This is a genomic window from Paenibacillus qinlingensis (genome assembly GCF_013204845.1).
GTDB classification, from domain to species: domain Bacteria; phylum Bacillota; class Bacilli; order Paenibacillales; family NBRC-103111; genus Paenibacillus_E; species Paenibacillus_E qinlingensis.
The window spans coordinates 148,924-161,335 of record NZ_JABMKY010000005.1 but is presented as its reverse complement, the minus strand read 5'-3'; the positions used below and the strand labels follow the sequence as shown (position 1 = coordinate 161,335).

The window sequence follows — 12,412 nt, the reverse complement described above, 5'->3', positions numbered from 1 at the left end:
TGATAGATAGCGAGTATTAAATCTAATTACAAGTTTATTTGTTAATTTTGTAAATATTTGACTCGAAGGGAGACGTAGATGTCCACATATCGACCTCATATATGCATCCTTCCAAAAAAATCCCTTGTCGTTTGTGCAGTTGAATCCGCAACTTCCTTGGGAGTTAGACCAAGGCATGCAGCAACTGTCGCAGCGATATGCGGAAGAAATGCCGGCTCATTCCGGCCATCCTGCGGCTTAACGGGCAAATCCCGAGGTGTAAGAAAAGGGGCATCTGTTTCTAGCATCAAACGGTCAAGAGGTACCTGCTTCACAAGATCACGCAGGTGCTTGCCTCTACGTTCATCGCAAATCCAGCCTGTGATTCCGATATAAAATCCTAACTGCAAATATACCTGAAGCTCTTGCAGTGATCCTGTAAAACAATGGACAACAGCCTTATTGATTGAACCGACATACGGCTTCAGTATGCGAACAAAATCATAATGTGCTTCTCGTTCATGTAGGAAAAGCGGCATTTGCAGCTCGCAGGCCAGCTTAATCTGTTCCTCAAACCATTTCCGCTGAACATCGCGAGGTGAGAAATCGCGGTTATAATCCAGTCCACATTCACCAATGGCAACCACTTGCGGCTTCTTCGCCAACTGACGCAACTTAGTAATCGTATGCTCTTTGCAATTGCGCGTGTCGTGTGGATGTATCCCTGCCGTTGCAAATAATTTCCCAGGAAATTCACCTGCAAATCGCGACGCTTCATCGCTGCTTCTTAGGCTCGTGCCAGTCAATAAAAGTGGGGTTACTCCTGCTTCAAGCGCTCTGGTAACCACTTCTTCGCGGTCCTGATCAAACGAGCGATGCATTAAGTTAACACCAATGTCGATAAGTTGATTACTCATGGTACTGCACCACCTCTGAATTGTCATTGACGCGGCAGAACTCGGCCGGAACGGCGTCTGCCAGCCATACTTCATTCCCTGCATAATAGAAGACCACTCCTGCTTGGGAAGCTTTCTCCGTATCAATGGCTACAATAATTAATTCCCCTCTTCGTTTACCAGCAAGTGTTGCAAAATGAAGTCCTTCAGACAAATGAACATATTGACGATGCATGGAACGTAATCCTTGTTCTAAAATTGTAGGAGCAGCCTGCACATTGGTACCGTGATAGAGCACGTTTGGCGGTATTGCCGCTGGATAGCTAACTTTATCATGGCTATGCCCATAACGAGCTCGGATTCGATCGCCGATAATCTCAAAGCGTTGCTTTTCACACCGCGCAACAACTTCTTTAACGTCACTTTCGCTAATTTTCGACCACTTTGTCTGTACACGAAAAACTTCCATTAATTCGGCAACCGTACAGGAACCATCCGTAGGATCTAGGCTCAGCCCGAATTCTTCTGGCGAATGCCGCAGTATTTTACTCATAAACTTACTTAATTTTGTTTGCATGTTATCCTGTAACATCTGAATCACGTCCTAAAATTTATATTCATTTTCAATAACTATTTACTCAACTAACCAAAAATCCAACCCTCACATCCGACTCCTCTTTCATCCATGACATCGTCTGCCCTTTATGCAGATCCGATTTCATCGATTTCACCAGTTTCTCGATATCCACCGTTTGCTCGTAGTGCCACTGAAGCGCAGCAGATACATACAATTCATTTAACTGGGCAAAAGTAAACCCTTCTGTTTGCTTCGCCGTTACGCGGATCAACTCTTCATTCAAAAGCTTCCCGATCCCCTTTTGCTCCAAATATGTCTGTCTCAGATCTAAGTCTGGAAGCTTAATTTCGTAAGCACGGTCAAATCTCCCTGCCCGGTTCATAAGTGCTGGATCAATTTGCTCCGGATAGTTCGTTGTCCCAATGAGGAATATCCCTTCTTTTGAAGTCGCGCCATCTAAAATATTTAAAAAGTACGACCGTGCCCGATGCGGCATCGCATCGATGTCTTCGATGACAAGAATCATCGGTGCCATTTTAGCCGCAGCTTCAAATGCCTCTTGAATAGATTCACTCCCCGTATTCTCGGTTATTTGCCAATAAGCAACAGGAGCTTTGACGCTGCCGGCAATCGATTTGACGAGCGTTGTCTTTCCATTTCCGGGCTTCCCATAGAGCAGGATGCCTCTTTTGTAAGGAAGCTCATATGCTTTGAAGAAAGCACGATCTTCCGAAAAAAACTGATCAATGGCGCGATAAATATCTGTTTTCACTTCGCTCTTCATGATGACATCTGAACGCTCAACCATGCGTGTGATTGGCGCCAGTTCTTTTTCCATGCCATGAGGTCCATCCGTGAAAACGGTCACTTGTCTACGGTCTAATTCCCTGCGCCGCTGCCTTGCGTGTTCTAGAAAACGCAGTAGACTCGCATCATCCACGGCGAAAACAAAATCCTCTGCTCCAACGCCATTCAAGCGAAAGATAGGTACTCTAGCTAATGCAATTCCCCAGGACGGGTAAGCAAAAACGTTGTTCCGCAGAGTAGGATACGTTCGATATGCCGCAGCATCATTTTCCCCGTCCATTCCGAACGCACGTGACTCCATTCGGTCGTAGATTCTAGTGACAAATTGCACATCCGTTGACCCTGCCTTCACATCTTGTTCAAGCAGCTCCCAATACTCCTCTTTCCTATCTTCACTCAAATAGGTTACAAAGTCATGACCATACTTCTTCTCCAGCACACCTTGAATTCGTTCTAATACATACACATAGTCCCCATAGGCTTTAGGCGAGTTGCCTTCCGACCTAATCGGAGCTGTTACTGCCGCTGATACTTCATTCACTTTTACACTTTGTTCATGTCTCATTTAGCACCTTTTACTGTCGCCATGGGCTTACATTTAGCTACAACTTCAGCCAATCCCGCTCCGACGACACTTTCAATAATTTGATCAACATCTTTATAAGCTTGCGGCGATTCATCTAGGATCGACTCTAATGATCTTTGGTTGACGACAATTTCCTCATCCGTCCCCACTCGCATGGAAGAGGCAAATTCATTCAGTGTTATCAACCTTTTCGTCGCACTGCGAGAGCGAATTCGCCCTGCTCCATGACAAATGGAGTGGAAGTTGGCTTTACCGCCTGGTGCTCCCACCATAATGTAGGAGGAGGTCCCCATGGAACCGGGAATCAGCGCAGGGTGACCTGTGGTTTGATAAGGCTGTGGGTTATCAGGATGCCCTGCAGGAAGCGACCTCGTCGCCCCTTTGCGATGAACAAAGTAGGACTGCCCATCATGCTTTTCCTCCCATGCATAGTTATGCATAAGATCGTACAACGTGGTCATTTCAAACTTTGAGCCGAATACATCTTTACCAGCCTCTCGTATGGCATAGGCAATCAGATGGCGATTGACAACCGCATAATTGAGTGCTGAATACATGAGATTGACATAGGTCTCGGCTGCTGGATGTTCTAAAGGTGCAAATAACAGCTTAGGATCAGCTGTTCCTAATCCATTCATCTTCATCACCTTTAACATATCACTACTGCAATACTGACTTACAGATCCACCCCATGCACGGGAGCCTGTGTGAATCATGATGACCACTTGACCATCGAAAAGCCCCCAAGCTTCAGCCACCTCCCGGTTCTCTTCCGCAATCTCTACCGACTGAATTTCGGCAAAATGGTTCCCATTCCCCAGCGTCCCAAGCTGACGATGCGAGCGATGCCAAACATGGTCTGGAAATCGATTCAATGCATTTTCATCCAACGTAAATTTACTGCTCTCCACATGCGTAAGCGATGTTGCCTTGCGAGGCGTATAGCCGTCGGGCATATACTTCTTCGGTAAACCGTGCAGTCCTTTGGTGACGATGCTCTCCAACCGGATATCCGAGAAATGGCCGCGCGCATGGTCTTCAACGGGTAAATACTTCTCGATGGTCTTCACCAGTTTGCGGCGCAGCTTCACATCTTTCAGTTCATCCTTATGCAAATTCGTCATATGCACGCGCATGCCACACCCTATATCGCTACCGACAATAGATGGTGATACAAATCCGTTATGGGTATTCCATACCGCTGTCGTACCTATACAAGTACCCACACCGACATGTACGTCAGGCGTATAGCTCATATAGACTTGATTAGGTATCTGCAAATTGTTGTTGGCCATCTGAAATACTTGATAATCTAAAGCTTTAAATAACTCAGGTCCTGCGTATACATGAACAACTCCCGCTGGCAGCTGGACCTCTTGATAATAATTTTCTATCATTCTTTTATCCTCTTTTCTTGTTATCTGGACGCAAAAAAGCCGTAGACCTACATCGTCTACGGCTTTTTCATGTCAAATTTAAACTAGGCGTACTCCAAGAGCACCTACGTATTCGTCACAAGTCCGGTTGAGACCGATGGTATGACTTGCTTTTCAGTTGTCGGTTTATTCATAGAAATTTGTTTGCGAATCATATCGTCGGCCTCCTTTCCATTCATTTACAAACATCATACGAGTCGAACCCAATAACTGTCAATCCGTTCGCGGCGGAAAGATTAATTATAAGGATCTGGCCTGTTAATTGAAAACGTTGCTGTCATCCAAACCCCGTTGTTTTTCTACATTGCTTCTTTAGTAAAATTCATGCTAATGTGAGAATGAAACACACCATATTCCACTACATAACGACGATAAGGAATATCTCAAATGAATGAACTTTTTTTAGACTTCCTAACGATTTTACTCCCTACTTTTTTCTTCTTTTACATGGCAATCACGTTAATTCACCGAAATATGAATAGTATGATGAACCGAATTGCGGCTATTCTCATGCTTGCTTTTCAGCTATATTTCTTAGGAGAATATATTAAAACGTCCTTACTGCCACAATATCAAATGCAAATTGTTCTTTATGGCAATAGCCCTATGCTTCTGTTAGTCATATGCTGTTTGGTGCACCTTAGTATACTCTTTGGAAGTCCAACTACATCGCACTTGAAGCGATACTTGCCACTTTTTTACGCGGCCCCCTACGTATTATGGCTGTATTTTCTAAGTACCAGAGATCATCGCGTCTTATACAATATGAATGTGACTGATGGACGAAGTCCGCTTGATCCGCTTTTTCTGCTTCTTACCGTTCTCTTCGTTGCAGGGTATATTCTGATTTCGGTTGTGATTCTCTCTATCTCTTGGTATCGAACTCGTGAATTAAAGCATAAGAAGTCTCTTCGTTCCATGCTTCTCAGTTTATTCTTACTTTTTGCCTGGTTTGTCATGGTCACCTCTCTCTTACAATTTAAAATAGTAACTACTCGGAATGCCATGATTTTATTTTTTATCGGCTATTTGTTCTGGGCGATTGCCCTTCGTCACTTAATTGGTAAATATGACATTATGCCAGATTACCGAAAGCTCTTTCATAATCTTTTCCAATCGGCACCTACAGGCATTTTGCTACTGGACGAAAAGGGAGAAATCAAAGAAATGAACCCCAGGGCGAAACAATGGCTTTCGGGTATTGCTGACTCTGACATCATGAGCCATTTTCAGTTTGATGACAGGTTGAGTCTCCCAGCTAGAATGGCGCGGGTTCAACGAGAGAACGAAGTGCAGTGGGAGGCCCAGATCGTCAATTCACCTAAAGGTGATCTGGACTTTATAATAGGCCTAGAATTGATCGAGGAAACCAATGAGAAACTATTTGTCATGCACCTAACTGACGTTACTTCGTTGAAGGATACGGAACGTAAATTATTTAAATCAGAGCAAAACTACAAATATTTAGCGCACCATGATTCGCTTACAAATCTTTATAATCGAGCTGCCCTTCAAGAGCAGTTGTTGCACAAGTTTAGGATTCATGAATCGTTCGCCTTAATCTTAATCGACTTGGATCGTTTCAAACCGATTAACGATGGATATGGTCATTACGTTGGAGATCTATATCTGAAGCATTTTGCACAAATTTTGGAAACCTGCGTTCAACCCGGTGATATTATTGGGCGTATCGGTGGAGACGAATTTGTGTGGGTCCTTTCATCCATGCCTGAATACATTGAATTAGACACGTTTATCAGTGAAAAATTATCTCTTTTATACAAACTCCCTTTTCAATATGAGGATATTCATATTGACATTTCATTTAGTTCTGGCGTCAGTCTCTACCCCAGAGATGCGACGGATATCACTCAATTAATGAAAAAAGCGGATGAGGCCATGTACAAAATGAAACACAGCAAACGATAAATTTCACATCTATCAGGAAGATCGCATCATCGAAATTCAGTTGATTTCCCCCTCCTCCTTGCTTGGATTGTCCCACTCTCACGACTAAAGCTGATGCTATAGTAGAAAGTGTAGGTGTGACTCTCTACAACTTGATCAGGAGGTACTTGAGATGAGAAACGACTTACAACGAGTGATACCTAAACGTCCTTTCGCTTGCTATGATGCAGGGCAATTGGAGGGCATTCGTTCCCGAATCTCCATGCAAACTGAGCTGGGGGAAGAATACAAGCGACAGTTAACATTATCTGATGCCTTTGCAGAAGTGGAAACCACTGTGCCCATTCAACGCAGTTCCGCTTTCCGAACGAATCCATTTGTGTTCCGGACGCCAGCGAACGCTGCCTATATGAAGATAACTTTTTACATCCGGGGAAAAGGTGAAGTTTGGATCAGACAGGTGCAGCTTACCCACTCGGAAAAAGGATTACCGATCCCTATCGAAAACGGGAGTTTCGATCAGGGATTAATTGGATGGAAGATTACGTCAAGCTCCGCTTCCAGCTCGGTCACCATCCTTGAACCCGTTGAAGACCCCTGGCTCGGGCCGTGTTTGCATGTGAAGAATTGGTCAGAGGACGACATGACGCTTTTGGCAATGGTAACTACGATTCCCGTATGTGCCGAAGAGCATTACAGCATTCAGACAACCCTTCGATTGGACGAACTCTTCACAGACGAGGGCATATACCTCGAGGTCAGCTTCCTCAATGCGGTCGGACAACCTATGGACGTGGTATATACGTCCCCAACTTTTAACCGCAAAACGCCGACCACATGGGCTACCTTGCTGGAGATTGCTGGTGCAGATGCGAACGCTTACATGGTGACGGGGAATGCGGTCTACGCAGAGCGCGCTAAGCGGAAGATCTTGTACATGTTGGCAGACATGTGCCAAGGTATGGATATTTTCAGGGCAACTGGCTGGCATGTGGATGATACTTACGGAGCCGTCCATATTGGACGTGGTATGGCTGTGACATCGGTCATCTACGACCAAATTGCCGACTCCGATGTTATTTCGCCAGATGAGGACGCGGCCATCCAAACACATTTCCGCTATATTGCTGGCATGATGATGGACACCAACTATTACCAATTTGATCTGGAACAGTTTCCGGATGAGAAGGGAGGCAAACGGAGTAACTGGAACGCGGACCGCGCCACCGGTCTCGGTATCTATGCACTCATCTTCCCCGAAGAGGAACTTGCTGAACACTATTTGGAGCATGCCTGTGCTGTCGTGGATTGGCAGTTAGAGCATGTCGTAGATCAGGATGGCGCGTGGCCTGAAAATATTCGTTACCATGGTGCCGTGCTGCATAGGTACTTTCTGTTCTTCACACTGCTGCAGCGGCTTAGGGGCATTGATTACTTGTCCCGCGACAAGGTAAAAAAGATGTATCGCTACTTAATTGGTACCGTGACTCCGAAGGATTGCGTTCAGGGTGGACCGGATTCACAACCTAAATTGCTCTCGCCAGCTGTTGGTGACTCAACCGTTGATGACCATTGGTTCCGTTTGTTCGCCTATGCTGCCCCCTTTTATGCAAAGACAGATCCCCAGCTAAGCAGGGAAATGATGTGGGCCTGGAAGCACGGAGGCGGCGTAGTTCGGGATACAGGAGCTAGCCCATGTACCCTGCTGGCCCTTCTTTACCCGCAGCTGGATCTTCCACAGGAAGCCCCAGAACTGACTTCCGTTCACTATGCTGGCATTGGGTATGTTATTTTTCGACAGCATTTCGGACAATGGGGACAGGAAAACTATGCGATCTTTGAGTCATCGCCGCTAACCTATCATGCCCACCATGACGAAGGCCACTTCTCCATATGGGCAAATGCTACCCCTCTGACCCTTGACCCTGGAACGGGTGGGTACTACAACGGAGACCGACACTGGTACGTAAACGGACATGCGCATAACGTAGTTCAATTTATGGACGAGGCAGGTATTGTACAGAATGGCCCGCTAAAGAGCATCTGCGAGGAAGTTTACTTCTCGGACCAACTCGATTATGTCCGAAGTTGCATTCCTGATGTCCATGCCGAAGCCTACCATCGTCACTTCGCGTATGTGAAGGCCTGCGCTGACGTTTATGTGGTTTGGGATCATATTCGAAGTCAGAGGAACAGTATCTGGAATCTGCATACCATGAGCACCTCCTCTGATATTGAGGAGAACCGGTTGACGGCACACTGCTTAAATGAAATGAAACTGGAAGTTACTTTCTTAGAGCCAAGCAGGATCTCAACATCAACGGCTAACGGGGCTGTATCCGGAGCTTATCCATTAGCTGTACAAGAACACTTTCAAATTACTGGTGATTACGGCAGTGATTATCTGACCCTACTCTTTCCGAATAATGGGGAATTGTCTGGGCTAACCGTTCGAACTTTGTCAGTTGATTCCGATTCCCCCGAACTTCGGATGTACAGGGTACTGCAAGAGGAACAAACTTTGTTCCTCTTGCTGGTGAACGGGGCTGATCACTTACAAACTTTCGCGTTCCAAGCCGATTCGTCACTTTTGAATCTACTGGACCAAACATCCTATAACCCAGACCCCAACGGTCAATGCCACATGCAGTTGGACGCCGGCAGGCTTGCCATATTGATTGAAACTGAATAAACATGCATGCACAATGGGCTAGTTAATCTCTTACAGAAACTAACTCTTCTACATTTGCTGCGGCTTACTCAAAAGCTACGTACCGTCCTTCATTAGCTGGATTTCCTACATCTAGTTTCGAGGAAAACTAGCTTATGGGGAGTTTAACTGGATTTCCTACATCTATTTATGCTCAAATTCACCCATTTGGCGAAATTCCCTTTTAATAACGGGAGTAAATCCAGTTAGTTTGGGAAATCACCGCAATTCGCTTGAATTAGCTGGAGAAAATCCAGTTATTCGATATCTAAACCGTCCTTCGATGACTACTCACCGTGTTACGAAGAAATATAGCCTTCTTAATTTAGGTGAAACTTATAAATACAATTAAAAAAGGTCAATCGACAATTCGTCGACTGACCTTTTTTTAATTCACACCTTGAATTAATGACTAATTCCTTTAAACGAAAAACTGTAAGCATAACTGCGGTTTGCATAAAGCGTAAACTCGGGATGCGTCTTCGACATCCAACTATCGTCGCCGCCAACTCCCATCTGGCGGTAGTTGACTCGCAGCGCGACCTTATCGCTAGTAGGCAGCTTGTACATATGATCGTGCGCTTCTAGTTCAGACGGCGTATATGGCAGTGCGTTCAGCTCCACGGCATTAGCACCTTCAATACGTAATCCAATACCATCGACACGGGTCAGCTCTGCCCAGCGAACTTCCGTTTTGTTTCCGCATTCCTGAGGGCGCAGATACGGAACATATTGGTCCACTACTTTCCCCTGATAAATACCCAGCCTTGCACTTTCAGCACGGTCCCAATGATTTTCATGCGGTCCCTTGCCGTACCACTTCAAGTTCTCGAAGCTTGCATCCAGCTGGAACATCATACCAATCTCCGGGATTTCCGGCAGGTTATGCCCGGGCAGCAGTTCCTCACGAATCCGAATCCTGCCATCCCCAGTCACGACATAATTCAGGTTGCAGATTGAACTGCGTATCGTGGGTAAGTTATATGTGACGGCAATTTCTACTTTATCCTCAAACGAACGAATATTCATGGCATGCAGCTTGCGCTCCTGACCCGCTTTTTTCCACGTCGCACTGCGCTCTGGCAGCTTATTACCTTTATCGTTATCGATACTAGCACGCCAGAAGTTAGGCTTTGGAGCCTCTTTCATGAGCTCGACTCCTTTATAAACATAGGAGGTTAAATCACCTGTCCCCTTGCTGAAAGTGGCACTGAACGCTGAACTAAATGCCGTGAAAGACGTGTCTGACTCTTTCGTATGCAATGGCATAACATCTCGAGCTTGCACCGCATGCGTCACAACTGGCAACAAAAACTGTTCAAACGCCACCTCATGACCAGCAGGCGCCCATGCCTGATCTGTCTTCTCCACCAGTCGAACAGTCAATGTGCACTCTTCTCCATCGAACAAGTCAGTAGGCAGCTGATAGGAAAGAGTAATGACTTCCGTGGCCCCCGCTTCCACAGCCAGTGATGCGATTCCTTGCCCAACTAACATGCCGTTCCTCGCCATTTCCCACTTAAGATGATAATCAGATAAGTTCGTAAATAGATAGTTGTTCGTTACACGGATATGACCTTGCTTCAGATCCACTTCTTCGAACTTCACATTCTGATAGCATTTCTTCACTTCATATAACTTCGGAGTTACACTGCGATCCGCGAAAATGAGACCATTCCCGCAAAAGGTGCCATCATTGGGAGTATCGCCGAAGTCCCCGCCGTAGGCCAGATAGGGGATCCCATCTGAAGTTTTGGTGCGAATGGCTTGGTCGATCCAGTCCCAGATAAAACCACCTTGTAGAATGGGATACTTGTCAAACAACTCGCAATATTTAAAGAGATTCCCATTCGAATTCCCCATCGCATGACTGTACTCACATAAAATAAACGGCTTCTTAGGATTAGAGCGTGCATACTCTTCGACTTTGTGCGGCAGTGTATACATTTGGCTTTCCATATCCGAAGCTGCATCGGATTTGCGGCAGCGTGTGACACCCTCATAATGAACTAAGCGAGTCGGGTCATTGGATCGGAAAAAGTCATGCATTAGAACAAAATTATCTCCGCCCCATGATTCATTGCCTAATGACCAAATAATGATAGACGGATGATTTTTGTCTCGCTGCAGCATGGAATTAGCGCGGTCTAGTACGTTTGCCGTCCATTCCGGTTTACTCGCAGGGACTGTCCATCCTTCCTCCTCTTGGAAATTGGACCAACTGCCGTGTGTTTCAAGATTCGTTTCGTCAATGACATACAGACCATATTCATCACACAAATCATACCAAAGCGGATGGTTCGGATAATGCGAGGTGCGAACTGCATTGATGTTATAAGCTTTCATCAGCTGAATATCGCGAACCATATCCTCATATGAAATGGTACGCCCCGTATCACAGTTAAACTCGTGACGATTCACACCTTTGAACAAGATGCGTTTGCCATTAATTTTCATCAGGCCATCCTTCAATTCAAACCTTCGGAACCCAATGCGGCAACTCACGGCCTCTATTAGATCCCCAGAACCATCCTTCAGCGATAGAACCAACTGGTACAGGTAAGGGGTCTCAGCTGTCCACTTCATTGGGTTCTCTAGCCCTGTGTGAAGTTGCAACTCGTGCTCATTCTCACCGTTAAGAACAACGTCCGCGGTCAATGGAGCTTGAACAAGACGACCATCCTTGTCATAAAGGCTAGCCTCTAACGTATGCCTGCCTAACTGCTCACCGAATGGATTTGTCACCGTTGCTTTTATTTGCAAGAAGCCGTTCAGGTACTCCTCATCCAAATCGGCGACAACACTGAAATCGTATATATGAGCTTTCGGTGTGCTGTATAAATACACATCGCGGAAAATCCCGCTCATCCGCCAAAAATCCTGATCCTCCAACCAACTCGCATCGCACCAGCGATAGACCTCTACAGCCAGTTTGTTTTCTCCCTCTTGCAAATAAGGCGTCAAGTCAAATTCAGCAGGCGTAAACGAATCTTCGCTGTACCCCACTAGATCACCGTTCACCCAGACGTAAAACGCCGATTCCACACCTTGGAAACTTATATAGACAGGAAGATCCTTCCAGTTATTGGGAACAGTAAATGTTCGCACATAGGAGCCAACTGGATTGTATGCTGTCGGCGCAAATGGGGGCTTGATATCCTCTTTGCCTTCCCACGGATATCGGACGTTCGTGTACTGCGGATAATCGTAGCCTTGAAGCTGCCAATGCGATGGAACTTGGATCTGATCCCAGCTGCTGATATCGTAGCTCATCTCGTAGAAGTTCGCACTCCGCTTATCCGGCGTCTCAGCAAAGCTGAATTTCCACATGCCATTCAATGAAACTGTATATGCGGATGCGCTTCTATCCCCATTGAGCGCTTCTTCTATTGACCCGTATGGCATTAAAGTGGCATGAGCGTTCATTCGGTTTAACTGAAAAATTTCTGGATTATTGTTCCACTCGGGATAACCGTTCTTCGGTTGTGTATGGGTATATTTTTGACGCATTTC

At 45.7% G+C, this 12,412-nt stretch carries 7 protein-coding genes; 2 read left to right on the top strand and 5 right to left on the bottom strand.

Annotation, left to right across the window (positions count from 1 at the left end; translation table 11 throughout):
* Positions 1-95: 95 nt before the first annotated feature.
* The 4 genes from HQN88_RS12700 to HQN88_RS12685 are packed head-to-tail and all read right to left on the bottom strand — an operon-like array spanning position 96 to position 4,242.
* A complete protein-coding gene (locus HQN88_RS12700) occupies positions 96-896 on the bottom strand; it encodes a TatD family hydrolase (RefSeq protein ID WP_173111965.1) in 801 nt (266 codons plus the stop codon).
* A complete protein-coding gene (locus tag HQN88_RS12695) occupies positions 889-1,467 on the bottom strand; it encodes an RNA 2'-phosphotransferase (protein ID WP_173111961.1) in 579 nt (192 codons plus the stop codon). Before HQN88_RS12695 ends, HQN88_RS12700 begins: the two co-directional genes overlap by 8 nt.
* A gap of 46 nt (positions 1,468-1,513) precedes the next feature.
* Positions 1,514-2,824 carry an AAA family ATPase gene (locus HQN88_RS12690; protein ID WP_173111958.1) on the bottom strand — a complete coding sequence of 437 codons (1,311 nt, stop codon included), beginning with the start codon at positions 2,822-2,824 and terminating at the stop codon, positions 1,514-1,516.
* Complete coding sequence (locus tag HQN88_RS12685) at positions 2,821-4,242, bottom strand: RtcB family protein (protein ID WP_173111955.1); 1,422 nt, start codon at positions 4,240-4,242, stop codon at positions 2,821-2,823. The genes HQN88_RS12690 and HQN88_RS12685 overlap by 4 nt, the downstream gene beginning before the upstream one ends.
* 426 nt (positions 4,243-4,668) lie before the next feature.
* On the opposite strand from HQN88_RS12685, the gene HQN88_RS12680 reads away from it, so the two are divergent.
* Together HQN88_RS12680 and HQN88_RS12675 are read left to right on the top strand one after the other, a co-directional pair.
* On the top strand, positions 4,669-6,210 hold the full coding sequence (locus tag HQN88_RS12680) for a sensor domain-containing diguanylate cyclase (RefSeq protein WP_173111952.1): 1,542 nt from the start codon (positions 4,669-4,671) through the stop codon (positions 6,208-6,210).
* Between the two features lie 151 nt (positions 6,211-6,361).
* On the top strand, positions 6,362-8,881 hold the full coding sequence (locus HQN88_RS12675) for a heparinase II/III domain-containing protein (RefSeq protein ID WP_173111949.1): 2,520 nt from the start codon (positions 6,362-6,364) through the stop codon (positions 8,879-8,881).
* A 423-nt stretch (positions 8,882-9,304) separates the two neighbouring features.
* Here the strand turns inward: HQN88_RS12675 and lacZ are convergent, their stop codons facing one another.
* Complete coding sequence (gene lacZ, locus HQN88_RS12670) at positions 9,305-12,409, bottom strand: beta-galactosidase, LacZ type (protein ID WP_173111946.1); 3,105 nt, start codon at positions 12,407-12,409, stop codon at positions 9,305-9,307.
* Between the last annotated feature and the right edge of the window lie 3 nt (positions 12,410-12,412).

Excerpts from the sequence above, each read along its gene's own strand:
- HQN88_RS12700 (WP_173111965.1), bottom strand. The coding sequence starts at position 896 with ATGAGTAATCAACTTATCGACATTGGTGTTAACTTAATGCATCGCTCG.
- HQN88_RS12695 (WP_173111961.1), bottom strand. The coding sequence starts at position 1,467 with ATGTTACAGGATAACATGCAAACAAAATTAAGTAAGTTTATGAGTAAA.
- HQN88_RS12690 (WP_173111958.1), bottom strand. The coding sequence starts at position 2,824 with ATGAGACATGAACAAAGTGTAAAAGTGAATGAAGTATCAGCGGCAGTA.
- HQN88_RS12685 (WP_173111955.1), bottom strand. The coding sequence starts at position 4,242 with ATGATAGAAAATTATTATCAAGAGGTCCAGCTGCCAGCGGGAGTTGTT.
- HQN88_RS12680 (WP_173111952.1), top strand. The coding sequence starts at position 4,669 with ATGAATGAACTTTTTTTAGACTTCCTAACGATTTTACTCCCTACTTTT.
- HQN88_RS12675 (WP_173111949.1), top strand. The coding sequence starts at position 6,362 with ATGAGAAACGACTTACAACGAGTGATACCTAAACGTCCTTTCGCTTGC.
- lacZ (WP_173111946.1), bottom strand. The coding sequence starts at position 12,409 with ATGCGTCAAAAATATACCCATACACAACCGAAGAACGGTTATCCCGAG.